We start from the raw sequence: 21,846 nt of genomic DNA on the forward strand, positions 1-21,846 counted from the left end.
TTACCGAGCGGGAAAGACGATGCGCGCTACCAGGGCTCGATGGTCGGCGCCGGGAAGATCAACTGTTTCCACGTTCGTGGCGTGCGCGTCGGCGAGTAGGAAATGGTCGATGCCGACCAACGGGGGAATCGATTTGTCTGTCGGATAGGTGACCAGATGGCCCGCGCCCGCCTGGGCGGCCGCGTCGGCGTAGCGACCCGAGGCAATAGCGCGGAACCGGGCATGGTCGTGGGTGGCATTGAAATCGCCGCCGACGAGCACCGGACGATCGGCGGGCGCGCCGTCCAGCACCTGCCGAAGCCGGGACAGTTCATCGGCCCAAACACGCGTGTCGTAGATCGGCGGGACCGGGTGGAAGGCATACACCGTGACCGGGCCGACCTCGGGAACGGTGGCAATCGCCGAGATCTGGTTGAGGACGTATCCGTCGTATTCGACGGTGTCGGACAACGGGTATCGGCTCCAGATCCCGGTCCCACTCGCGGTCTGACCGGGTGCCAGGTAGCGGTACGGGAGCAGGGCATCCAGACCCGCACGACCCAGGTCATCGACCGCAGGGCGGGTGAGCTCGTTGACGGTGAGCACGGCGATATCCCGCGCTCGCACCTCGTTCACGAGCACCACCGGATCGGCACCGTCGAACAGCAGATTGGCCTGCATCGCCATGATCGCAGGCCCCTCGCCACCACCATCGGCGAAGTACAGCGGTGCCTGGGTCGCCAGACCGGCGGCGACCACGATCCCCGCCACCCCGACAGCCACCCACTGCTTGATGCCCGCGAAACCAGCGGCCCCCACCACCGCACCGCACATCAGATACGGTGCCGCCGACGCCGCCAACACAAGCGGCTCCACATCCCACCGCCAAAAATGCAACGCCACACCGGCGATTCCGGCCAGCGTCGCCACCCCGGCAACCACCCCGACCCCGATCCGAACAATCCGCGCGCTCACCAGGCCAGCCAAACACGTGCAGCGAGACTTTCCGAACTCCGGGGTGCGCTCGGCGGGGACCTCACATTCGTTGTCGCTGTCTCGTCGGACTACCGAAAAGGTCCGAAGGTTGCGGAAGGAGATGCGGGATGTCGGGTGAGACCGAGATCAGGGAGTTCTTGGAAAGTCGTACCCGGGCGCACGAATCGAAGGATATCGACGCGGCGATGTCGTTCTATGCGCAGGACGTCGTCTACTACGATGCTGTCGCGCCGCTGCGGTTTTCGGGAACCGAGGAGGTGCGGGCGAACTTTCTGCGGTGGTTCGACGGGTACGACGGGCCGATCGATCTGGAAACGCATGAGCTGACGATCGCCGTCGACGGAGACGTGGCCTTCGCCAATATGCTCCATCTGGATTCCGGCAAGCACAAGGGCGGCATCGAATTGTCGATCTGGGTGCGCGAAACCGTCTGCCTCCGGCGGGTGGACGGTCGATGGGTGATCACGCACGAGCACATCTCGATTCCGATGAGCCCCAAGACCTTTCAAGTCTGGTGCGCGCCGAGCAAAGACGCGCCCGCCGATGCGGGCAGGACGATCTTCGGTCTCGCGGCGCGGGCGCTGCTTGCGCGGTTCGGTGTGCGCAGGGCAGCCGGCAGGTCGGTGTGATCGAGACGACCACACCGACCTGCTCCGGTTTCGGCTAGGCGCGCGCGGGGCGTTCCGTGAGCAGCAGTGCGGCTGTCAGCACGAGGAACAGCATTGCCGAAATATGCACGGTCAGCGCTGTCGTCATCGTTCCGCCGTGCGTCACCACGGCCATTGCGTCGCCGAACGGGATCACCGCATTGATCAGCACGATCCAGCCGAGGACGCGACGGTGGCCGAGGGCGAGCACGAGGAACGCCACCGCGGCGACAGAGATATCGCGTACGCCCTTGACGACGAAATAGCCGTCGGCATTGCCGGTGGGCCACGGCGTGATGCCGAAACCGGCGGGCGAACTCTCGGGAGCGAGCAGGAAGCTCAGCCCGAAATACAACGGTGCCGCCGCGCAGATCACGGCCATCACGGTGGTGACCCGATACCTCGTGACCACCTTTCGTCCCACTGTGCCGATCCGCGTGCCCTGGGTGCTGATGCTCATACTGTCCTGCCTTTCAACGGGTTTCGATGTGAACGAGACTGCTCGCCGAGCTTTGGAAGGCAGTTGGAGCCGACTTGGAACCGTGCGGGTCGGCGCGCGTACGATATGGCTGGTCATGGTCTTGATCCGGGTGTTGGGCTCGTTTGCGGCCGAGGTCGGTGGCGAACCGCTTCCCCTCGGTGGCCCGCGTCAACGCGGTGTGCTCGCACTGCTGGTGGCCGCGCGCGGGCAAGTGGTGCCGGTGGACCGGCTGGTCGAAGACCTCTGGCGTGGGGAAGCACCGTCGCGGGCGTTGGCGTCGTTGCAGGCGTATGTGTCGAACTTGCGCCGCCTGCTGGAACCGGACCGACCACCACGGGCACCGGCCCGTCTGCTGGTGAGCGCCGCACCCGGTTACGCGCTGCACCTGCCCGAGCACGCGGTGGACGCCTGGCGTTTCGAGGAACTGCTCGAACAAGCTCGCACACTCACCGATCCCGACGACACGCGCGCCCGGCTGGACGAGGCATTGGCGCTGTGGCGCGGTCCCGCGTTCGCCGAGGTCGCCGACGAGCCGTGGGTGGCCGCCGAAACAGCACGGCTGCACGAGTTGCGCCTGGTCGCGCGCGAACTGCACATCGATGCAGGTCTGCGCCTGGGCCGGGCCGCGACGGTCGTTCCCGACACCGAGACCCTCACCCGCGACGAACCCCTGCGCGAGGAAGGGTGGCGGCTGCACGCGCTGGCGCTGTGGGGCAGTGGGCGTCAGGCCGATGCGCTGACCGCACTGCGTCGCGCCCGAACCCTGTTCGCCGATGAGCTCGGCCTCGATCCGGGCCCGGACCTGGTGGAACTGGAAGAGGCGATCCTGGCTCAGCGCACGAACTTCCTGCGTGCGGCGGTTCCGGTGGCGTCCTCACAGCGGACTGTGCTGCCCAGGAGCCGGAATGCGCGCGAAGATGCTGCGGCTGCGGGCGGCGGCCGTGAGGCAGAGGTGGGCAAAGTCAGCCCCGGCGCGGTTGACTCCGGCGAAGTCCGCTCCGGTGCGGCCGGACCAGGTGCGGCCGGACCAGGTGCGGTCGACCCGGGTAATAACTACTCCGGGAGCGTCGGATCGCACTCAGCGGCAACGGTATTCGACAACGGCCGGTCGCCCACCCCGTTTGTCGGACGCGACCACGAACTCGCAGCCCTGACCAGAGCCGCCGAGCAAGCGATCACCGACGGCGCGAGAACCGCCCTGATCACCGGCGAAGCGGGACAGGGCAAGTCGACCCTGCTCGAGCACCTCGCCACGACACTCACCCTCGACGGCTGGCTCGTAGCCGCCGGGCGCTGCCCTGACGTCGACAGCGCACCACCGGCCTGGGCCTGGGTCGAAGTGCTGCGATCGATCGCCGAAAGCACTGCGCCACAACCGTTCTCCGACGATCTGGCTCCACTGCTGGGCGACTCCGCGCCCGCACACGGTGACGCGGCAGCCGGACGATTCCGGCTCCGGCGAGCCGTGTGGGCCTGGCTCGCCGTAGCCGCCACCAACCGTCCCGTCGCCGTCGTCCTGGACGACCTGCACTGGGCCGACGCCGCCACCCTGGAACTGCTCACCGGCGGCATCGACACCAAGGCCCCGATCCTGATCGTCGCCGCCTACCGTTCGGACGAAAGCGAGCGCCTCACCGAAACACTCGCCACCCTGGCCCGCACCGCCCCACTGCGGCTCGACCTGCCCGGACTCGACCGCGACGCCGTCGCCGAACTCGTGCGGACCGAATGCGACACCGACGACTCGACCGTGGCCGGAATCGCCGAAAGAACCGGCGGCAACCCCTTCTACGTGCGCGAGACCGCCCGCCTGCTCAACGGTGAAGGCGCTTTGGTCGCGCTCTCGGAGGTTCCCGAGGGTGTCCGCGACGTGCTGCGGCGACGGCTCGCACGGTTGCCCGACAGCGGTGTGTCCGTGCTGCGGTTGGCGGCGGTGGCCGGTCGCGAATGCTCGGTCGACGTGCTCGTGCGCGCCGCCGACACCGACGAGGACGGCGTGCTCGACGCCGTGGACGCGGGCGTCATCGCCGGGCTGCTCGACGAACCGGGGCCCGGTCGGGTCCGGTTCGTGCACGCCCTGGTCAGAGACACCCTGGTCACCGGTGTCAGCCGGGCGCGCACGACGAGGATGCATGGACGGATCGCCGCGGCGCTCGAAGGCTCCGGCGACATCGTCGCCCTGGCACACCACTGGGCGCGGGCCGGATCGCCGAAAGCCGTCGGGTACTGCGTGCAAGCCGCGGAACTGGCCGAGGCGCGCTACGCCCACGATGTGGCGGTCGCGCTGCTCACCGACGCCGTCGTCGCTGCCCGCGAACCCGACGAACGGGTGGATCTGCTCGGCAGACTGCTGCGAGCACAGGTCAGGGCCGGGTCCATCGCGGGCGCCAGGCGCACGCGCGAGGAGGCCGTGGAGTTCGCCGAGTCGCTGGGACGTGAGGATCTGATGATCGCCGCGTTCACCGCCTGGACCGAACCGACACCGTGGCAGTCCCGGATGTACGGCACGGTCGACCGCCCGATCGTCGAACGGCTCGCCCGGTTGCTCACCCGCACCGATCTCGACCGCGAGGTGCGCGCTCATCTGCTCATCGCCTACACCCACGAGCTGGTCGGCGAAGACGATCCGACGGTCATGCCAGCGGCCCTGGAAGCACTCGAGTCGGCGACCTCCCCGGGTCTGCGCGCCGCCGCCCTGCTGATCCTGGCGCGCGCCTCCGGTCGGCAGGAGTACTCGCGGGAACTCCTGGCGATCGGCACCGAACACGACCTGCCCGTGTACCGCATCACCGCCCTGCTCAACCTGGCTGCCGGTGCCGCCGCCGCCAACGATCCGACGACCATGCGTCGCGTCAGTGAACAAGCGCGTGACCTGGCCCGCGCCTACCGGATGCCCGAAGCGGTCGGCGCAGCCGAGATCGCCCTGGCCACACTGGTACTGATCGAGGGACGGTTCGCCGACGCCGAACGCCGCTACATCACAGCCACCCAGCGCATGGAACGCGCCGGATCGGTGCACGCCGCCGGGTTCCTCCGCATCGCCCGCGCGGCGATCTGGATCAACGACGGCACCCTCGGCGCCCATCTGGACGAGGTCCGCGCCTTCCACGCCGCGCTCGGCCCGATGGTCACCGACCTGCTGACACTGGCACTGCACGCCGCGGGTCGCGGCAACGAAGTAGTGCCCACACCACCGGCCCCGATCCGAGCCGACTTCTTCTTCACCTTCCTGACGAGCCTGCGCGCGCTGGCCCTGATCGCCGTGAACGACCGCGACGGTGCCGAACGGGTCTACACGGACCTGCTGCCACACCGCGACGGTCCGCCCGCGGGCGCGGAGAGCGTGTCGCTCGCCGTGCGCCCGGTCGCGCACGTACTGGGCGAACTCGCGGTGTTCCTCGGTCGTGGCGACGAGGCGGCCGCGCATTTCGCGCAGGCAGCCGACATCGCCGAACGGTGGAACGCACCACACTGGTCCACCGAAGCCAGGGCACGCGCCGCCGCGGCGATCCGCACCTGACAGAGCAGGTCACGGTGACGTCCGATTCGGCTCCAACTCCCTTCCAAGTCGCCCGAGCAGGCTGGAATCCATCAGCACTGATGGAGGAGCGAATCATGAACACAGCCGGAACTTTCCGGGCCGCCGTCGTCCGCACACCGGCCGGACCGGACTCGATCGAGATCATCGACGTGCCCGTCGTCGAGCCCGGACCCGGTGAGGTTCGGGTGGGCGTCGCGGCCGCACCCGTCAACCCCACCGACCTCGGTGTGGTCAGCGGCTTCTTCCACGATCTCGGGATGATCGACCAACCCGAACACACCGGACTGGGCTGGGACTTCGCCGGCACCGTCCTGGCCACCGGACCCGGCGTCGACCTGGCCGTCGGGACCCGAGTCGCCGGTGTCGTGCTCGGCTTCGACCGCGACTTCGGCACCTACGCCGAACAACTCGTCGTGCCCGCCACCGACCTCGCAGTGGTGCCGGACGGGCTCGACCTGGTCACGGCAGCCACGGTGCCGCTCAGTGGTCTGAGCGCCGCACAGATCCTCGACATGCTCGGCGACGCACCCGCCGACGGTGACCGGCTGCTGGTGATCGGAGCCGCCGGTGCCATCGGGGCCGGTGTCGCCGCGCTCGCACCCGACCGCGGCTGGCGGGTCACCGGTCTGGCCAAAGCGGCCGACGAACAGTTCGTGCGTGGACTCGGCGCCGACTTCGTGACCGCGGTCGAGCCCGGGTGGGACGCGGTCGTCGACGCCACCCCGCAGCAGACGTGGGGCCTGAAACCGGTCCGCGACGGTGGAGTGTTCGTCGGTGTCCGGCCCAATATCGTGCCCGCGGTGGAGCGGGGGATCACCGTGAACGTGCTGATGGTGCGATCGGACGGACCGCGCTTGGGGCAGCTGCTCGCCCTCGCCGCGGCAGGCCGATTGCCCACGCGGGTGCACGCGGTCCTGCCGCTGGACCGGGCCGCCGACGCCCACCGGGCCATGGCCGAAGGTGGGGCGCGCGGTCGTTACGTGCTCGAACCCTGAGCCCGGCCGGGCGCGGACAAGCCGAGGGTGGTTTCGAGGTGGTGTGCCCACCACTGTGCGTGTGCGTCGAAGGTCGCGGCGGCGTCGGTGAGCCCGGCGCTGCGCCGGAAAGCGTTGCCGTAGCGGACATCCATCGCCACGGCCTGATGCAGAGCCGCGACAGCGTGGCGGGTGTCGTCGAGGCAACTGCCCGGTGGGCGGGCACGGTGCAGGGCCTCGACGACGGGGTCGAGCATGCCGCTGCCCCGGTCACGCCAACCCGCGGCGTGCAGGGCGACGGCCAGATCGGCGTAGCCGCCGCGGTAGAAGTCGTGGAGTGCGGTGATGAGTGCGGGCAGGTCGGCGTTGTCGTCCAGCCACCCCGCGACGATGTTCGCGAGGCCCGCTCGGAGCCGGCGGCCGCCGTGCCGCAGGAGTTCGGTGAGCAGGGTCTGCCGGTTCCGGAAGTGATGGGTGACGCCCGCGTCGGTCATGCCGACGCGGGCGGCGACCGCACGGACCTGCACGGCCGCGGGGCCGCCCTCGGCCAGGAGCGTCGCGGCGGCGTCGAGGATCGCCTGACGCGCCTCCTCGGGACGCCTCCGCACTCTCGGCATGCTCACATCGTCACACTACCTTGACCGGCCAAGGTCGCGAGGCCTACCGTTACCTGGACACGTCAAGGTTTGGGGTACCGCGATGATCCATACCGATATCGTCCTCGGCGATGCCACACTGCGCGCCACGGTCCACGGCCATGGACCCACGGTCCTGCTGCTGCACGCCGGGGGAGAGCGTCGCGGCGTGTGGTCGCCGATCGCGGCACGGCTCGGGGCGCGTGGCTACCGCACCGTTGCGGTGGACCTGCGCGGCCACGGCGAGAGTTCCGGGCAGGTCACCACGCTTCGGCCGCTCGCCGACGACGTGGCCGCGCTGATCGGCCGTGAGTCCGGACCCGTGGTGGTCGCCGGAGCCTCCCTCGGCGGCTTCGCCGCCATGGCGGCGCTGGCCGAACCTGCCGTCCGATCCAGGGTCGCCGGGCTGATCCTCGTGGATGTCGTTCCCGATCCGGATCCGGAGCCGACACGAACCTGGTTGCGCGACCAGGGCTTCGGCGCGAGCCTCGAGGACCTCACCGACGACATCCTCGGATCCGGGCCCGCATTGCTCAGCACCATCGGCACAGTGGACCTGCCCATCCTGCTCGTGCGCGGCGGCCGCTCCTTCCTCGCCGACGACGATGTGCACCGTCTGCGACGGGCGAACCGGCGCGTCACCACCGCCGTGATCGCCGAAGCAGGGCACCTGGTTGCCCGCGACGCACCGCAAGAACTCGCGGATCTCATCGCGGTGCACGCCGATACCTGTCTCGACGAGGACACCGTGCGCGCGGCATTCGAATTCCAGCGAGCACTCGGCGCCGAACGCGTCGAGCACCCGGGCGGGAACCTGCTCGATCACCTGCGGCGCGTGCATGCCGTCACCGCGGAGTGGAACGCCCCACTACGCACCCGGCTCGCCGCGATCTGCCACGCCACCTACGGCACGGACGGGTTCGCCACGGCACTCTTACCGACCACGCGGCGACACCGATTGGCCGAGGTGATCGGTTGTCCTGCCGAGGAATCGGTCTATCTCTACGGCGCCTGCGCCCGCACACCGACCTACCGTGAACTCGGGAAACCGTCACTGCGGGTCACCGACCGCTTCACCGGCGGACCGGTCACGATCACCGGGGACGACCTGCACGCCTTCGCCGTCCTCACCATCGCCAACGAGCTCGACGTGGCACGCCACGCCCGCCTCGCACCGGGCATGCGGCAAGGAATCCGCCATCTCGTCACCGCCCTCGCCCACCACGCACCGCGAGAGGCGGCGAAAGCGCTCGCAGACGAGGCGTTGGCCGCGACTGTGCGAGGCTCCTGACGGCCTTGCCTCCGCTCGTCGCTACTCGGCGCCGGTGTAGAAGCAGGCCACGCGGTCGGCGACCGTGCGGGCAGTCGCCGGATCGGTTCCGGCAGTGGTGTGCGCGTCGCCCCAGGCGCTCGCGGCGCGCCGGATGTACTCGGCGCCTTCCGGTGTGGACAGCAGCTTTTCCAGCTCCGCCGGGGTCGCCCTGTCGTCACCGGACAGGAAGAAACCCACTGCCAGGAACGAGGTTTCCCAGCCGACGCCGGTGGCGCCGGGGCCGAAGGTTCGCCAATGTTCGTTGTCCGGCACGGAGTGCGTGAGCTCGAGGGTCGCCCCATCCTCGGTGCCGGTGATCGTCACCTCGACCACGCTCGTGTCGTCGCCGTACTCCCAGGTGATGCGCAGCCGTGTCGGCGCGACGCACTCTTCGATGGTGCCGGTCGTTCCGCTGCCGTCGAGCCGGTAGCGGCCGCCCTCCCGCAGCTCGCCACTGACCGGCTCGAACCACCGTGACAGCCGGTGCGGGTCGGTGCACGCGTCCCACAGATCCTCGGTGGTCGTGTCGTAGGTCCGTGCGAGCCGCACCTGTTTCGACGGCCCGAGGTCCGTCATGGTGCGATTTATCTGATCGATGATGTCGAGCATTGCTGTCTCCTTCAGCTGCGTCGCTCGCGTTTGCCGCGGGCGATCTCGGTGTCGAGGGCGTCGAGCCGGGTCTGCCACAGGTGGCGGAACCGGTCGAGCCATTCGTCGGCCTGACGCATACCGGCGTTGTCGACCGCGTAGAGGCGCCGGGTGCCTTCCGCGCGAACGGTCGCGAACCCGTTCTCCCGCAGTACCCGCAGGTGATGTGACACCGCGGGGTGGGAGATCGGGTATTCCTGTCGCACAGCGTCACTGATCGCGCCTGCACCGCATTCACCGGCGGCGAGCAGTTCCAGAATCCGGCGGCGAACCGGATCCCCGAGGATGTCCAAAGCGTGCACCCCCTTATTTAAGCACAGATTTAATTAAGTCAGCATCTAAACACGGGGGTGATGCCCACGCGGGGCGCGTCGAGACGACCAACAGTGGTAGGAAAGGGGCGTGGTGGCATCTGGCGAAAGTTCTGGAGTCGATCGACGGTCTCGCGCGGAAGACGAGGTGGTGGAGCTGGTCAGTACGCTGATCCGGTTCGATACCTCCAATACCGGTGAGCTCGCGACCACCAAGGGCGAACGAGAGTGTGCCGAGTGGGTCGCGGCGCAACTGCAGGAAGTGGGGTACGAGACCGAGTACGTCGAATCGGGAGCGCCGGGGCGCGGCAATGTGTTCGCCCGCCTGCGCGGGGCCGACCCGAGCCGGGGTGCGCTCATGATCCACGGACATCTCGACGTGGTTCCCTCCGAAGCGGCCGACTGGAGCGTGCACCCGTTCTCGGGCGCCGTGCAGGACGGATACGTGTGGGGGCGCGGCGCGATCGACATGAAGGACATGGTCGGGATGACCCTGGCGCTGGCGCGCCAGTTCAAGGCCGAAGGCACCGTGCCGCCGCGAGACCTGGTCTTCGCGTTCCTCGCCGACGAGGAGAACGGCGGCAAATGGGGCTCACAGTGGCTGGTCGACAATCGGCCCGACCTGTTCGACGGCGTCACCGAAGCCGTCGGTGAGGTCGGCGGGTTCTCGCTGACCGTGCCGCGCCCGGACGGCACCGAACGCAGGCTGTACCTGGTGGAGACAGCCGAGAAGGGCCTGGGCTGGATGCGGTTGCGGGCCAAGGCTCGCGCGGGTCACGGGTCGTTCCTGCACGAGGACAACGCGGTCACCATCCTGGCCGACGCGGTGGCCCGGCTCGGGAAACACACCTTCCCCGTGGTGCTCTCGGATTCGGTGGCCGAATTCCTGGCCGCCGTCACCGAGGAAACCGGCCTACAGTTCGACCCGAACAGTCCCGACATCGAAGGTCAGCTCGCCAAGCTGGGCACCATCTCCCGCATCATCGGTGCCACGCTGCGCGACACCGCCAACCCGACGATGCTCTCGGCCGGGTACAAGGCCAACGTGATTCCGCAGACCGCCGAGGCCGTGGTCGACTGCCGGGTGGTGCCGGGGCGTCAGGCCGCGTTCGAACGCGAGGTCGACGAACTGATCGGCCCCGACGTGGAACGCGAGTGGATCACCAAACTCGACTCCTACGAAACCACCTTCGACGGCCACCTCGTCGACGCCATGAACGACGCGGTGCTGGCCAACGACCCCAACGGGCGAACCGTGCCCTACATGCTCTCCGGCGGAACCGACGCGAAAGCGTTCGCCCGCTTGGGAATTCGCTGCTTCGGTTTCGCGCCGCTGCAGCTGCCGCCTGACCTCGACTTCACCGCCCTGTTCCACGGCGTCGACGAACGGGTACCGGTGCAGTCCCTGGAATTCGGCACCCGGGTGCTGGAACACTTCCTGCTGAACAGCTGAACCCGCGGGCCCAGCCGCCAACAACACAGAGAGGCCGCTATGACCTACAACCCGTACGACGCGCTGCCGAAGGTGCCGTCGTTCACCCTCACCTCCACCGACATCACCGACGGGCAGCCACTGGCCAACGATCAGGTCTCCGGGGTGTTCGGCGCGGGTGGCAAGGACATCTCCCCGCAGCTGAGCTGGTCGGGATTCCCCGAGGGCACACAGAGTTTCGCAGTCACCGTGTACGACCCGGACGCCCCGACCGCGTCGGGGTTCTGGCACTGGGCGGTCGCCAACATCCCCGCCTCGGTGACCTCGCTCGACACCGGTGCGGGCAGCGAGGGCGGCACCCTGCCGACCGGTGCGGTGTCGTTGCGCAACGACGGTGGGTTCCCCGGGTTCGTCGGCGCGGGTCCGCCGAAAGGTCATGGGCCGCACCGGTATTTCGTGGTCGTGCACGCCGTCGACGTGCCCGAACTCGAAGTCGGCCCCGATGCCACCCCGGCCTACCTCGGGTTCAACCTGTTCTTCCACACGCTGGGTCGTGCCACCCTCGTCGGCACCTACGAACAGCACTGAAAACACCGGTGGCCCCGCACGGATGCGGGGCCACCGGTTCTTTCGGACCTACTTCACGTTCACGACGCCCGCGGGCGGTTCGGCCGCGTAGAGCTCGGCGATCCGGTCGGCGTATTTGTTCGCGATGGGGGTGCGCTTGAGTGACATCTTCGGGGTCAGCTCGTCACCACCGGGCTCCCACAGCGTCTCGACGATGTGGAACCGCTTCACCTGCTCCACCCGCGACAGCTTGCGGTTGCCCGCGAGCACCGCCTCCTTGACCTCCTCGATGATCTCGGGGCGACGCGACAGCTCGGCCAGGGTGGCGTCGGTGGCACCGAATTCCTTGGCGCGCAGGGCGGCGACATCGGGATCGAGCATGACCAGGGCGGTGATGTAGGGGCGGGCGTCGCCGATCGCGACGGCCTGACCGATCATCGACGAGGCCGCCTTCATGGCGTTCTCGATATTGGAGGGGGCGATGTTCTTGCCCGCCTCGCTGATGATGAGCTCCTTCTTGCGGTCGACGATGCGCAGGTAGCCGTCGGCGTCGAGCGTGCCCACATCGCCGGTGTGCAGCCAGCCCGCGTCGTCGATGGCTTCGGCGGTCTTGTCGGGCATGTTGCGGTAACCGCGGGTGATGATCGGGCCACGGATGAGGACCTCGCCGTCGGCGTCCAACCGCAACTCGACCCCGTCCATGACGCGACCGACCGAACCGGGGCGCGGTTTGTCGATCTCGGTGAACGTGCCGACACCCGAGGTCTCCGACATGCCCCACACCTCGCTCACCGAGAAACCGAGTCCGAGGAAGTACTCGAGGGTTTCCGGCGGCACCGGGGCGGCACCGGAGGCGGCGACCTTCAGTTCGGCGAAACCCAGCGCGTCACGCAACTTCGACAGCACCAGCGCGTCGGCGATCTTGTGCTGCACACCGAGCAGCAGCGACGAGCCCTCGCCCGCCAGCTTGGCGCGCGCGTCGGCGACGCCGACACCGATCGCCCAGTTGGCCAGCGCCTTCTTCACCGGGCTCGGTTCCACGGCGAGCTTGTTCTCGATTCCGGTCTTGATCTTCTGCCACACCCGTGGCACGCCGAAGAACACCGTCGGGCGGGCGTCGGGCAGGGCGGCGGCGATCTCACGCGGGTCGGGGACGGTGGTGATCTGCACACCGGTGAGCAGACTGATCGCGTGCGCGGAAATGCGGTCGGCGACATGGGCGGCGGGCAGATACGACACCGCGCGGTCGTCGAAACCGACCGGCAGCGGGCCGGAAACCAGGCCGACGACCTGGGCGATCACATTGCTGTGGGTGAGCTCCACGCCCTTGGGCGGGCCGGTGGTGCCCGAGGTGTAGATGAGGGTGGCCAGGTCACCGGGCTCCACGGCCTGCCAGGCGGCGTCGAAATCGAAGTCCGGCAGCGGGTCCGATTCGAGCTGGGCGAGTGACACGGTGTTCTCGGCGGTGCCGTCGACGAGGACCGTGTGCGCGATCTCGGCGCCGGATTCCCGGATCGCATCGAGGAAGGCCTGCTCGGTGATGACGACCTGGTTGCCCGCGTTGGCGAACACGTGCGCGATCTGCTCCGGCGAGCTGGTGTTGTACACCGAGAACGGGGTGGCGCCCAGGTGCAGGGCGGCGGTGTCGACCAGGTTGAACTCGGGCCGGTTGGTGAGCATGATGCCCACCGAATCGCCGTGTCCGACACCGAGTTTCGCGAGGCCGGCGGCCAGGGCGCGCACCCGGGCGGCGTATTCGGACCAGGTGATCTCCTGGGTGCCGCCGACGGTGCGCAGCGCGATCTGGCCGGGCCGCAAGGCGGCGGTCTGCTGGAAGGCGGCGGGTACGGTGTGCACCGTGACCCCGGAAGCGTGCGCGAAACCGATCTCTGTCATATCCCTGTTCCCATAGGCCGAGCTGAAGTGCCGAACCAATGAGACGACCTTCCTCGCATCATCTCGAGGCGAAGGCGTCAAAAGTGGCACGGCTCACATATCGTAGCCGGATATCGGGAATCCCGGGGCGTTTACCTGCGGCGACCGGGCCACCACCACATCCGGCGGCGGGTGCCGGTGACCTGATCGTCGACGGGGATGGTGTGGTGACGGTGCACGCGTTTGGCCTGCAGATACCGTCTGCCGCGGGTCGAGGAAAGGGTGATCGTCAGCGGTACCGGGTCCACATCGATGCCCGCATCGGTCAGTGCCCGGCACTTGTCGGGGTTGTTGGTCAGCAGGCGTACCCGGCGCAAGCCCAGCTCGGCGAGCGCGTCGGCGGCGGGTGCGAAACGACGGGTGTCGGCGGGCAGGCCGAGGCGCTCATAAGCCTGGAACGTGTCGGCGCCCGACAATTCACTCTCCCGGTACCCCCTGGCCTTCCAGATCAGGCCGGCGCCGCGCCCCTCCTGCTCCAGGTAGACCAGCACACCGCAGCCCTCGGCTTGGATGCGGTCCATCGCGGTGCGCAGTTCGGCGCCGCAGTCGCAGTCGTCGGAGCCCAGGCTTTCGCCGTAGAGGCAGCGTGAATGCAGCCGCACCAGGCACCCGTCGCCGGGCTCGCCGAAAACCAGCAGATGCCCGCCGTCGTGGAGGTCGGCGATCTCGACGACCCGAACCGGAAGCTGCCCGCCCGCACGGCCCAAACGGTGGGCGGTGTCGGACCCGGCGCGTGTGCTCGCGGCACTGCCGAACGACAGGATGGTCAACGATCCTCCGAGGTGGGACGGGGTGCGGTGCGACGCCGCGACTTTACCCCCGGATCAGGCGCGCGGCGCGTACAGGCGCACGATGCGGTCGATGTCGTCGACACCGGGCATGGTCACCGCGACCGCGCCCAGCTTCTGGGTCGGAATCATCGCGGCGGTGGCCCAGGTGAAATCGGCTGCGGTGAGCGCGGTTCGGCTGTTCACCAGCCGATGCGCCAGCGCCCCGGTGAACGCCGCCGCCGCACCGACGGAGGCCTTGAGCACCTGGGGGAAGTGATCGATGACGGTGTCCACCGTGTCGGAGGCGACCACGCAGTGGAAGTTCTCGACCGTGCACACGGTGCCGACGCCGAGCCCGCGCAGTAACCGGGCGATGTCGTCGCCGGACTCGGCGGGCACGTCGGGCAACAGCGCGGCGAGTTCGGCGGCCGTGCCGACCAGGTAGTCGACGGCGCCGAAATGCTGATACAGCCCTTGGGGAACCGGCATCGACGGGGTGGGACACACGATCACGGGCGGTTTGGGTTGCAGCTGCGACACCGTGGCCAGCACCTGTTCGATCACCGCCGGGGGCTGCTCGAAACTCAGGATCACCACATCCGAGGACTCGAGGGCGGCCCGCAGTTCGGGGCGGTGCAGGTCCTCGTCCTGCAACTGCACGCGGGTGTCGCGGCAGCCGATCATCCGCGATTCGCCGTTGGGAGCCAGCACGACGGCGGTCACCAGCGACGGCGCGAACAGGACCACCTTCACCAGATCCAGGTGCACGCGCTCGGTTTCGAGGAACTCACGGATGCGGCGGCCGTACTCGTCGTCGCCGACCGCGCACACCAGGTGCACGTCGATGCCGAGCCGGGCCGCCGCCACCGCCCGATTGAGGCCTTTGCCGCCGGGATGACCCGTGAAGCTGCCGCTGGCCGCGCTGGTCGCGGTGGGAAAGTCGTCCACTCGGTACAGGTGGTCGATCACCGCGTCACCGAACACCGTCACCACCCCGCGCTGGGCGGGCGGCGGCGCGGTCGGCGCGGGCGCGGCGGGCTGAGCCATCGGATAGCCCGAGTCGGCGGCGAGCAGCCCGGCCAGCGCGGTGAACGCGGCGTGTTCGGCGACGGTGCGCAGACGTTTGACGGTGGGAGTCTCGGGGATCGGGTCGACATCGAGCAGGGTGTGCAACGCGACCCACTGTTCGGTCAAGGCCTCTCGACGTTCGCCGAGGTTGTCCGCATACAGGCGATCGACATCGACACCGACGCCCGGCCGGTCCCGCCACAATCCGAGACACAGGGCGGCATCGACGATGAGCCGATCGGTCGGGGAGAGCCACTGGGCGACCTCGCGCACCACCGGCAGGATCGCGGCTTCGACACTGTCACCGGTGCGCCTGGCGTGCCTGCGCACCGACAGCAGCTCGAGCAGCGGCGCGGCGTCGATTTCGGTGTGGCGCAAGCGTTCCGCGCTGAGGCCGGAGTATTTGCCGAGGCGCGTGAGGATGCTGCGGATAGCGGCGATACGGGCGTCCTGGGGAACCATCGACATGTCTGCCTCCCGTCACCTGACGACCCGCGACCACGCGGTCGCCGGACTGCGATCGCCACAATGCCGGGTTTGCCACGCCCGGTTTGCGGCAATTACCTCTCTACAATGGCAATTGACCCGGACAAAAGGCAAATGCCACACTGGGTTACGGGGGAGCGCCCGCCCCGCCGGACACCCGGACAGGTGAAGCGCCCGCCGGGGAAGGCAGGTCCGCGATGATTTTCCGCACCGACGACACCATGCGCAGCGACCGCACACCGGAATACGCCGAACGCGTCGGCCCCGATTCCTGGACTCTGAGCTGGTTGCCCGGCTATCTGCTCACCACGGAACAGGCTCGCGCGGGCATGGAACTGGACGAACTCGTCAGCGATCTCGGCATGGCCTACGACCGCATCGCCCACGCCGAGATCAGCGCCCGCGCCGACATCCTCGGCATGATGTGGCAGCAGGCGCTGATCAAACTGGCCAAACGACTCGACGCCCGCGCCGGTCGCGAACCCGCGGGCGAATCGTTCCACGATCCGCCCGACCGCCGGGTCGGGTGGGGGCCGCCGAAATTGCCGCACGGCGACCGTGCGCGGAAGGTGTACTACGGGTGAGGTTCAGGCCTTCGCGGTGCGGTGTTCGGCGCCGACGGCTTGGGCCAGCGAGGTGAAACCGCCCGCGCGCAGGTTGGCGGCGATGCCGCGATGGATGCGGGTGGTCCAGAAGGGCCCGCCGTAGATGAAACCGGTGTAGCCCTGCAGCAGGGTGGCACCGGCGAGGATGCGCTCCCAGGCCTGCTCGGGGGTTTCGATACCACCCACCGAGATCAGGACGAGCTTGTCGCCCACGCGGGCGTAGAGGCGGCGCAGGACCTGCAGGGAACGCTCGGCCACCGGGGCGCCGGACAGCCCGCCCGCGCCCATCGCCTCGACCTCGGCGGCGGGAGTCTTCAGGCCGTCGCGGCGGATGGTGGTGTTGGTGGCGACGATGCCGGCCAGACCCAGCTCGACGGCGAGGTCGGCGACGGCGTCGATGTCGTCGTCGGACAGGTCGGGGGCGATCTTCACCAGCACCGGCACCGACACCACCTCGAGCACGGCCGCCAGGATCGGGCGCAACGATTCGACCGCCTGCAGATCGCGCAGGCCGGGGGTGTTGGGGGAGGACACGTTGACCACGACGAAGTCGGCCAGCGGACCGAGCAGGCGCGCGCTGGTGGCGTAATCGGCTGCGGCCGCATCGGGTTCGACGACCTTGGTCTTACCGATGTTCGCGCCGATCGGCACCGTGGGGTGCGCGCCGTGCAGGCGGGCGGCCGCGGCGGCCGCGCCGTGATTGTTGAAACCCATGCGGTTGATGAGGCCGCGATCGGCCGACACCCGGAACAGCCGCGGCGCGGGATTGCCGGGCTGGGCCTGGGCGGTGACGGTGCCGATCTCGGCGAACCCGAAACCGAGCGACCCCCAGGTGTTCGCGCCGTCGGCGTTCTTGTCGAAACCGGCGGCCAGCCCGAGCGGCGCGGGGAAATCGACACCGAACGCGGTGGTCGCCAGGATCGGGTCCTCGACGACGGTGAGCTTGCGCGCCAGCCACCGCGTGGGCGGGAACCAGGTCGCGAACCGCAGGGCCGCGAACACCAGGTGGTGCACCCGCTCCGGCGGGATCAGGAACATCAAACGTAATAGCAGGGCGTACATGGGTCGGCTCACAATCCGGGTTCGGGCACAGGGAGGACGGCGGTCTTGCGGCGGCGCAACAACACCCGGCGGCTGCCGTCGGTGTAGGCGCGCACCCGCGACAGTTCCCAGCCACCGAATTCGGCCTGGATGGCCAACCGCATGGAGGCGGAGACCCGGGTGACCTCCGGTGGCAGGCGAAGCGGCACGTATTCGTAGTCGTCGTTGCTGGTTTCCCAGCTCGGGGGAGTCGCCATCACAGCCCTCTCTTCCGCTGTCCGGCCCCGATCCGCTGCAGACCCTCGCCCGCGGCCGAGGCGACGAACAGGTCGCCGGTGCGTTCGTCGACAGTGATCGCGTCGGGCTGACGCACGGTGGTCAAGCGGTCGACCTCGACACCGATGCCGGTCGACAGGTCGTACCCGACGACCTCGTTGCTCTCTGTGCACGACACCCAGACCGTGTCCGAGCGCGGATCGTAGGCCAGGGCGTAAGGCGCCGATCCTACCGGGAACCGCTGACGCAGCACGAGCGGACCGGCCGAGTAGACGAGCAGTTCACCACCGTCGGTATCGGCGACGAGGATACGGTCGTGCGGGTCGGCAAGGGCATTGGTCGCGCCGTCGCCCGCGCGCAGCATCAGGCCGAGCGCGTCGGTGCCGACACCGACGACGGCGGTCTGTTTGCGGTCGAGGACGGTGATGGCGTCGCCGGTGACCGCGAGCGCGTCGGCCGAGACCAGACCGGTGACGGTGCGGGTGACGACGCCGGTGGGGTCGAGGACGCGGACGGTGCCGTCGGCGGTGCCGACGACCAGGCTCGCATCGGGCCGGATCTGCACACTGCGCACGTCACCCTCGACGGGCAGTTCGGTGATCGCGCCCGAATCGGCACGCACCCGCAGCACCCGGCGGTCGGCGGCGACGAGCACCTCTCCGGCCGTCCCCTGTGCCAGGGCGGCGCCCGCGACGGGCAGGGCGACCCGCTGGGTGCCCGCCGAGTCGATCAGGGCGAGCGTCGTGCCCGCGGTGTCGAGCGCGGCGAGCCGACCGGTCGCCCGTTCGGCCAGTAGCGCTTTCGTTGCCGACAGCGGCGTGACACTCCCGGCCGGGACACCTGCCACGACGGGCGAGACCGCGGCGGTCGCCGGTTCCCGGGTCGGCACAGAGGGACCGCTGTCCTCACCCGCGCAACCGGTGGCCACCACAAGTGCCGCCAGCAACGTCGAGGCGACCGAGCCACGAAGGCGCATGCACCGAACTCCTTCAATTCCGCACGAGATGACCGCAGATCACCATCTGACCATGATGACTCACCAGTAGCTCCGACCGGGTGGCCCGCGCCGCGACGTCGGTGACGCGCGTTACTGTTGACGTGTCGACAACTGATCGCCCCTCGCAGCGGCAGGAGAACACACGATGACCGAGCCCACCGCGTCGGGTTTCGGTATCGATGACCTCTCACTCGGCCCGTTCGCTCACGGTTTCGGCACCACCGACGACGGGCGGCCCTTCGCCTTCCGCACCCGGCGCGCCACCCTGACCGTCCAGATATACCGCCCCGACCTGGGCGAAACCGTGCCCGGCTCGGCCGATGTGGTGGCCCAGGCCGGCGCGCAGGTCACCGATATCGACCTCGACGACGAGCGAAGCGTCGTCGCGTTCGTGCGCGACCTGATCGAGCACGCGCAACCCGTGCATCGACCCGAAACCAGTGTTCGCGGCATCCTCGGCCGGATCGGTGCCGTCATTGATGGTATGTAGATGGTGATGTCTTCCACACTTTTCGCCAGGGCCGCTGCGGCCACCGCCTGCCTCACGGCCCTCGCCGTCCTCACCGCCTGCGGTGGGACCGACGAGGCCTCGGTCGACGCCGCACGGTCCTCGGCCAACGCCTCCCTGTCCTCCTCGGTCGCGATCTCGTCGAGCAAGGCCAACGTGCCGCTGCCGACCGCCGCCGAACTCGACGCGCAGATCAAACGCGCGCTCGACCCCAACCTGCCCGACGACGAACGCACCGCTCTCATCGAGGACGGTGCCGCGTTCAAGGACGCGATCCCCGACATGTACAAGGCGCTGCGCGACAACCCGCACGCCGTGTACGGGGTCGTGGACCCGGTGTTCGACAACCGTGACGGCACGCTCACCGCGACCATGCGCCTGGACAAGGACGGGTCGGGCACCAATGTCCGCACCACCATCGTGCATTTCGTGCTGATCGACGGGAAGTGGAAGATCTCGCGCACCGATCTGTGCGGCATCCTGCGCTCGGCCGACTATCGCACCGCCGCCTGCGGCTGAGATGCGGGAATCGCGGTCGATGCGGTGGGGGCGGTTCGTCCACCGGCATCGTTTTCTCGTGCTCGGGTTGTTCGTCCTCGCGGTGGCAATCTCCGGGTGGTACGGCCGTGACCTGGCCGGTCGCTACACCCAGGAGGGCTGGTTCGACGAGGACAGCCAGTCGGTCGCCGCGTCGAAACTGGCCGACGACACCTTCGGGCGCGACACCGACGGCGACCTCATCGTCATCTACACCGCCCCGGCCGGCGCCACCGTCGACGATCCGGCGGTGCGCGGCCCGGTCCTGGCCGCCCTCAACGGTTTACGTGCCGAGCACGGCGAGCGCATCCACAAGATCGACAGCTACTGGGACAGCCCGTTCTCGGCGAACGCCTCCGACCCCACCAAACAGCACGCCTTCGCCAGCATCGGGCTGGCCGGTGGCGGCGGCACGGCAACGGTCAACAACTACCTGGCACTCAAACCGCACCTGAACGCCGGTGTGCCCGGCGGCGGGCCCGGTGGGACGACGGTGCAGTTGGCCGGGTTGCAGCCGGTGGTCGAGGGCATCAACATCGGGATGCAGCACGACATCCGGCGCGCGGAGATCATCGCGTTGCCGATCGTGGCGGTCCTGCTGTACTTCGTGTTCGGCGGGGTGATCGGTGCGTTGCTGCCGGTGCTGATCGGTGGGCTCACCATCCTCGGCACCTCGGGGATCCTGCGGGTGCTCACCGACCACATCGAGGTGAATGTTTTCGCCAGCGCCGTGATGACGCTGGTCAGCCTCGGATTGGCCATCGACTACGGGCTGTTCACGGTGACCAGATTCCGGGAGGAGTTGGCCGCCGGACGCAGCGTGGAAGAAGCGACCGCCCGAACGGTGGCGACCGCCGGGCGCACCGTGCAGTTCTCGGCGGGCATCATCGCGCTCAGTCTCGGCGCGCTGTTCATCTTCCCCAACGGGGTGTTGCGCTCGGTGCCTTACGGTGGCATCTCGGCGGTGATGCTGGCGGCGGTGCTGTCGGTGACCGCGCTTCCCGCCGCGTTGAGTATCGCCGGGCGGCGCATCGACTGGCTGGGGTGGAAACGGTTCTCCCGCACCAAGACCGAGGCTCAGATCGATGCCGGATTCTTCTCCCGGCTGGCGGTCTGGGCGATGCGCAGGCCGTGGGCGGTGGTGATCCCGATCGTGCTCGGGTTGCTGGCGTTGAGTATCCCCTTGCGCCACATCGAGTTCGGCGGGATCAGCGAGAAGTACCTGGCCGCCGACAACCCCGCCCGGGTGGCGCAAGAGGATTTCGACCGGCTGTTCCCGGGGTTCCGCACCGAACCGCTGAAACTGGTGGTGGTCGGCGCCTCGCCGCAGCAACTGAGCGACATCCGGTTCGAGGCCAACCAGGTCCCGGGTCTGACCGGGCGGTTCGAACCGGCCGCGCCAACGAAGAACGATGTGAACGTGCTCTCGGCCGGGCTCGGGGACAAACGCGACGCCGACCGGGTGATCGACACCTTGCGCGCACTGCCCGCACCACCGGGCGTCGAGATCATGGTCGCCGGCATTCCGGCGCTGGAACGCGACAGCATCAACGGGTTGATCGACGGGCTGCCACTGCTGCTGGCGATTCTCGTCGCCGCCGCCCTGGCCTTGATGATCGTGGCATTCCGCTCGGTGATCCTCGCCGTGAAGGCCGTGGCGATGAGCGCACTCAGCCTGGTGTCGACCTTGGGTGTGCTGACCTGGATCTTCGTGGAAGGGCACGGCGCAGGGGTCTTCGAGTTCACGCCCGGGCCGTTGATGTTCGCGGTGGTCGCGTTGATCGTGACGGTCATCTTCGGTTTGTCCACCGACTACGAGGTATTCCTGCTCTCACGCATCGCGGAGAAACGCGCCTCCGGTGCCGATGCCACCGAATCGATCCGCTACGGCGTCGCACACACCGGCGGGGTCATCACCTCCGCCGCCGCCATCCTCATCGTGGTGACCGGTGCGTTCGGATTCTCCGATCTGGTGCTGATGAAGTACATCGCCTACGGGATGATCGTCGCGCTCATCATCGACGCCACGATCATCCGCATGGTGCTCACCCCCGCCCTGCTCAAGATCATCTGGCGGTGAGGGAGAACCCGACGGTCGGC

The 21,846-nt window shown here is 68.8% G+C and carries 21 protein-coding genes; 10 read left to right on the forward strand and 11 right to left on the reverse strand.

Annotation, left to right across the window (positions count from 1 at the left end):
• The gene (locus tag NCO8_RS09830; protein WP_312032638.1) at positions 1-954 is read right to left on the reverse strand and encodes an endonuclease/exonuclease/phosphatase family protein; all 954 of its coding nucleotides are present in this window, start codon (positions 952-954) and stop codon (positions 1-3) included.
• Positions 955-1,082: 128 nt separating this feature from the next.
• Here NCO8_RS09830 and NCO8_RS09835 point away from each other — a divergent pair, with 128 nt between their 5' ends.
• Complete coding sequence (locus tag NCO8_RS09835) at positions 1,083-1,604, forward strand: YybH family protein (RefSeq protein WP_067638326.1); 522 nt, start codon at positions 1,083-1,085, stop codon at positions 1,602-1,604.
• Between the two features lie 34 nt (positions 1,605-1,638).
• Here the strand turns inward: NCO8_RS09835 and NCO8_RS09840 are convergent, their stop codons facing one another.
• Positions 1,639-2,082 carry a DUF4267 domain-containing protein gene (locus NCO8_RS09840; protein ID WP_167353267.1) on the reverse strand — a complete coding sequence of 148 codons (444 nt, stop codon included), beginning with the start codon at positions 2,080-2,082 and terminating at the stop codon, positions 1,639-1,641.
• 115 nt (positions 2,083-2,197) lie between these two features.
• On the opposite strand from NCO8_RS09840, the gene NCO8_RS09845 reads away from it, so the two are divergent.
• A complete protein-coding gene (locus NCO8_RS09845) occupies positions 2,198-5,623 on the forward strand; it encodes an ATP-binding protein (protein ID WP_067638328.1) in 3,426 nt (1,141 codons plus the stop codon).
• Between the two features lie 95 nt (positions 5,624-5,718).
• The gene (locus NCO8_RS09850; RefSeq protein WP_067639927.1) at positions 5,719-6,639 is read left to right on the forward strand and encodes a zinc-binding dehydrogenase; all 921 of its coding nucleotides are present in this window, start codon (positions 5,719-5,721) and stop codon (positions 6,637-6,639) included.
• Here NCO8_RS09850 and NCO8_RS09855 read toward each other — a convergent pair.
• On the reverse strand, positions 6,621-7,235 hold the full coding sequence (locus NCO8_RS09855; RefSeq protein ID WP_210739948.1) for a TetR/AcrR family transcriptional regulator: 615 nt from the start codon (positions 7,233-7,235) through the stop codon (positions 6,621-6,623). The two genes, NCO8_RS09850 and NCO8_RS09855, sit on opposite strands and share 19 nt — an antisense overlap.
• 82 nt (positions 7,236-7,317) lie before the next feature.
• Between NCO8_RS09855 and NCO8_RS09860 the strand changes: the two genes are divergently transcribed.
• Positions 7,318-8,544, forward strand: a complete 1,227-nt coding sequence (locus NCO8_RS09860; protein ID WP_067638332.1) for an alpha/beta fold hydrolase — start codon at positions 7,318-7,320, stop codon at positions 8,542-8,544.
• 21 nt (positions 8,545-8,565) lie between these two features.
• Here NCO8_RS09860 and NCO8_RS09865 read toward each other — a convergent pair whose 3' ends face one another.
• Complete coding sequence (locus tag NCO8_RS09865; RefSeq protein ID WP_067638334.1) at positions 8,566-9,174, reverse strand: SRPBCC family protein; 609 nt, start codon at positions 9,172-9,174, stop codon at positions 8,566-8,568.
• Between the two features lie 11 nt (positions 9,175-9,185).
• Complete coding sequence (locus NCO8_RS09870; RefSeq protein WP_067638335.1) at positions 9,186-9,515, reverse strand: ArsR/SmtB family transcription factor; 330 nt, start codon at positions 9,513-9,515, stop codon at positions 9,186-9,188.
• A gap of 100 nt (positions 9,516-9,615) precedes the next feature.
• On the opposite strand from NCO8_RS09870, the gene NCO8_RS09875 reads away from it, so the two are divergent.
• Both NCO8_RS09875 and NCO8_RS09880 read left to right on the forward strand, forming a co-directional pair.
• Entirely contained in the window at positions 9,616-10,977 is a 1,362-nt protein-coding gene (locus NCO8_RS09875; RefSeq protein ID WP_084456840.1) for a M20/M25/M40 family metallo-hydrolase, read from the forward strand.
• Between the two features lie 39 nt (positions 10,978-11,016).
• The gene (locus NCO8_RS09880) at positions 11,017-11,544 is read left to right on the forward strand and encodes a YbhB/YbcL family Raf kinase inhibitor-like protein (protein ID WP_067638340.1); all 528 of its coding nucleotides are present in this window, start codon (positions 11,017-11,019) and stop codon (positions 11,542-11,544) included.
• Between the two features lie 48 nt (positions 11,545-11,592).
• Here the strand turns inward: NCO8_RS09880 and NCO8_RS09885 are convergent, their stop codons facing one another.
• The 3 genes from NCO8_RS09885 to NCO8_RS09895 form a co-directional block, all read right to left on the reverse strand.
• The gene (locus NCO8_RS09885; protein ID WP_067638343.1) at positions 11,593-13,419 is read right to left on the reverse strand and encodes an AMP-dependent synthetase/ligase; all 1,827 of its coding nucleotides are present in this window, start codon (positions 13,417-13,419) and stop codon (positions 11,593-11,595) included.
• Positions 13,420-13,550: 131 nt separating this feature from the next.
• Complete coding sequence (locus NCO8_RS09890) at positions 13,551-14,228, reverse strand: GTP cyclohydrolase II (protein WP_067638345.1); 678 nt, start codon at positions 14,226-14,228, stop codon at positions 13,551-13,553.
• 54 nt (positions 14,229-14,282) lie between these two features.
• A complete protein-coding gene (locus NCO8_RS09895) occupies positions 14,283-15,764 on the reverse strand; it encodes a PfkB family carbohydrate kinase (RefSeq protein WP_084456842.1) in 1,482 nt (493 codons plus the stop codon).
• 215 nt (positions 15,765-15,979) lie between these two features.
• Between NCO8_RS09895 and NCO8_RS09900 the strand changes: the two genes are divergently transcribed.
• On the forward strand, positions 15,980-16,366 hold the full coding sequence (locus NCO8_RS09900; protein WP_067638347.1) for a hypothetical protein: 387 nt from the start codon (positions 15,980-15,982) through the stop codon (positions 16,364-16,366).
• A 3-nt stretch (positions 16,367-16,369) separates the two neighbouring features.
• Here NCO8_RS09900 and NCO8_RS09905 read toward each other — a convergent pair whose 3' ends face one another.
• From NCO8_RS09905 to NCO8_RS09915, 3 genes are read right to left on the reverse strand one after another with little or no spacing between them, the layout of a single operon-like run.
• On the reverse strand, positions 16,370-17,449 hold the full coding sequence (locus NCO8_RS09905) for a quinone-dependent dihydroorotate dehydrogenase (protein ID WP_067638349.1): 1,080 nt from the start codon (positions 17,447-17,449) through the stop codon (positions 16,370-16,372).
• Positions 17,450-17,457: 8 nt separating this feature from the next.
• On the reverse strand, positions 17,458-17,685 hold the full coding sequence (locus NCO8_RS09910; RefSeq protein ID WP_067638350.1) for a DUF5703 family protein: 228 nt from the start codon (positions 17,683-17,685) through the stop codon (positions 17,458-17,460).
• Entirely contained in the window at positions 17,685-18,680 is a 996-nt protein-coding gene (locus tag NCO8_RS09915) for a YncE family protein (protein ID WP_067638352.1), read from the reverse strand. Before NCO8_RS09915 ends, NCO8_RS09910 begins: the two co-directional genes overlap by 1 nt.
• A 166-nt stretch (positions 18,681-18,846) precedes the next feature.
• Here NCO8_RS09915 and NCO8_RS09920 point away from each other — a divergent pair, with 166 nt between their 5' ends.
• From NCO8_RS09920 to NCO8_RS09930, 3 genes are read left to right on the forward strand one after another with little or no spacing between them, the layout of a single operon-like run.
• A complete protein-coding gene (locus tag NCO8_RS09920) occupies positions 18,847-19,191 on the forward strand; it encodes a hypothetical protein (protein ID WP_067638354.1) in 345 nt (114 codons plus the stop codon).
• A gap of 6 nt (positions 19,192-19,197) precedes the next feature.
• A complete protein-coding gene (locus NCO8_RS09925) occupies positions 19,198-19,728 on the forward strand; it encodes a WKL family lipoprotein (RefSeq protein WP_225279939.1) in 531 nt (176 codons plus the stop codon).
• A gap of 1 nt (position 19,729) precedes the next feature.
• Complete coding sequence (locus NCO8_RS09930) at positions 19,730-21,826, forward strand: MMPL family transporter (RefSeq protein ID WP_067638358.1); 2,097 nt, start codon at positions 19,730-19,732, stop codon at positions 21,824-21,826.
• Positions 21,827-21,846: the final 20 nt, after the last annotated feature.

Source organism: Nocardia coubleae NBRC 108252, from assembly GCF_001612805.1.
Classification (GTDB): Bacteria; Actinomycetota; Actinomycetes; order Mycobacteriales; family Mycobacteriaceae; genus Nocardia; species Nocardia coubleae.

What these genes read in the sequence shown, in the direction of transcription:
- NCO8_RS09920 (WP_067638354.1), top strand. Translation starts at nt 18,847, where the DNA reads ATGACCGAGCCCACCGCGTCGGGTTTCGGTATCGATGACCTCTCACTC.
- NCO8_RS09850 (WP_067639927.1), top strand. Translation starts at nt 5,719, where the DNA reads ATGAACACAGCCGGAACTTTCCGGGCCGCCGTCGTCCGCACACCGGCC.
- NCO8_RS09900 (WP_067638347.1), top strand. Translation starts at nt 15,980, where the DNA reads ATGATTTTCCGCACCGACGACACCATGCGCAGCGACCGCACACCGGAA.
- NCO8_RS09905 (WP_067638349.1), bottom strand. Translation starts at nt 17,449, where the DNA reads ATGTACGCCCTGCTATTACGTTTGATGTTCCTGATCCCGCCGGAGCGG.
- NCO8_RS09865 (WP_067638334.1), bottom strand. Translation starts at nt 9,174, where the DNA reads ATGCTCGACATCATCGATCAGATAAATCGCACCATGACGGACCTCGGG.
- NCO8_RS09895 (WP_084456842.1), bottom strand. Translation starts at nt 15,764, where the DNA reads ATGTCGATGGTTCCCCAGGACGCCCGTATCGCCGCTATCCGCAGCATC.
- NCO8_RS09855 (WP_210739948.1), bottom strand. Translation starts at nt 7,235, where the DNA reads ATGCCGAGAGTGCGGAGGCGTCCCGAGGAGGCGCGTCAGGCGATCCTC.
- NCO8_RS09845 (WP_067638328.1), top strand. Translation starts at nt 2,198, where the DNA reads ATGGTCTTGATCCGGGTGTTGGGCTCGTTTGCGGCCGAGGTCGGTGGC.
- NCO8_RS09840 (WP_167353267.1), bottom strand. Translation starts at nt 2,082, where the DNA reads ATGAGCATCAGCACCCAGGGCACGCGGATCGGCACAGTGGGACGAAAG.
- NCO8_RS09910 (WP_067638350.1), bottom strand. Translation starts at nt 17,685, where the DNA reads ATGGCGACTCCCCCGAGCTGGGAAACCAGCAACGACGACTACGAATAC.
- NCO8_RS09925 (WP_225279939.1), top strand. Translation starts at nt 19,198, where the DNA reads ATGTCTTCCACACTTTTCGCCAGGGCCGCTGCGGCCACCGCCTGCCTC.
- NCO8_RS09885 (WP_067638343.1), bottom strand. Translation starts at nt 13,419, where the DNA reads ATGACAGAGATCGGTTTCGCGCACGCTTCCGGGGTCACGGTGCACACC.
- NCO8_RS09860 (WP_067638332.1), top strand. Translation starts at nt 7,318, where the DNA reads ATGATCCATACCGATATCGTCCTCGGCGATGCCACACTGCGCGCCACG.
- NCO8_RS09835 (WP_067638326.1), top strand. Translation starts at nt 1,083, where the DNA reads ATGTCGGGTGAGACCGAGATCAGGGAGTTCTTGGAAAGTCGTACCCGG.
- NCO8_RS09930 (WP_067638358.1), top strand. Translation starts at nt 19,730, where the DNA reads ATGCGGGAATCGCGGTCGATGCGGTGGGGGCGGTTCGTCCACCGGCAT.
- NCO8_RS09880 (WP_067638340.1), top strand. Translation starts at nt 11,017, where the DNA reads ATGACCTACAACCCGTACGACGCGCTGCCGAAGGTGCCGTCGTTCACC.
- NCO8_RS09915 (WP_067638352.1), bottom strand. Translation starts at nt 18,680, where the DNA reads ATGCGCCTTCGTGGCTCGGTCGCCTCGACGTTGCTGGCGGCACTTGTG.